This window comes from Nonomuraea insulae (genome assembly GCF_042656245.1).
The window spans coordinates 1-866 of the sequence record NZ_JBHSPA010000142.1 but is presented as its reverse complement, the minus strand read 5'-3'; the positions used below and the strand labels follow the sequence as shown (position 1 = coordinate 866).

At 66.2% G+C, this 866-nt stretch carries 1 protein-coding gene; it reads right to left on the bottom strand.

All coding sequences use genetic code 11. The annotated features are described in order from the left end of the window. The coding region (locus ACFPZ3_RS70095) for an IS982 family transposase (RefSeq protein WP_379525358.1) at positions 1-859 on the bottom strand (859 nt) is incomplete at its 3' end. Between the last annotated feature and the right edge of the window lie 7 nt (positions 860-866).

Below are 866 nucleotides of genomic sequence, written 5' to 3'. Positions count from 1 at the left end.
GCGCGTTGGTTGTGTGGTTGTGCCAGATCGCGGCGGCCATTGCCAGGATGCGCTGGGCGACGCGGATGGCGACTCCGGCGAAGGAACGACCGCCGTGGGTCTCGAGGTCGAGTTGACCCTTGAGGGTGTCGTTGACCGATTCGATCAGCTGCCGGACCTTCTTGAGCATCGGTTCGCCGTAGCGGGCCTTCTCGTCCTTGCGGGACGGGCGCAGCATGGTGATTCCGTACGCGCCCAGCAGCGTCTCGAAGTCCCTGCCGGCGAACCCCTTGTCGCAGATCAGCAGGATGCCGTCGTGTTCAGCCGTCACACCCGCGTCGACCTCCAGCATCGCGGCCAGGACCTCACGCTCGCCGATCTTCGGGTCGGCCAGTGCCCACAGGATCGGCATTCCGGACGGCGCGCACACCAGGTACAGCTTCAGTCCCCAGTAGAACCGCGAATGGCTGGCGCAGTAGCCGTAGCCGGCCCATCCGGCCAGCTCCGAGCGCTTGACCGTCGGCCGGGACATGCCGCAGGGCACCGGGGTGGAGTCGACGATCCAGCAGTCGTCGAGCCAGAAGTCGCTCGATCGTGCGATCATCCGGATCACCCGCTTGACCAGACCGAGCGCGGCTCGCAGCCGTTTGTTGTAGCCGGACTGCTGGGGCAAGTACGGGAACAGGCCGGTCAGGTGCTTGCGGCTGTAGCGCAGCCAGTGCGCCTCGGAGGTGAACCCGAGCAGCGCCTGCGCCACCGCGACGCACACGAGCTCGGAGTCGGTCAGCACCGGCGGCCTGCCTGTCCAGCGCGGTCCGCTCAGTTCGTCGTCGATCTTCACGTACAGTGCAGTGAGAAGGGTCTCGATGTCGTTCGTCACAAAACGA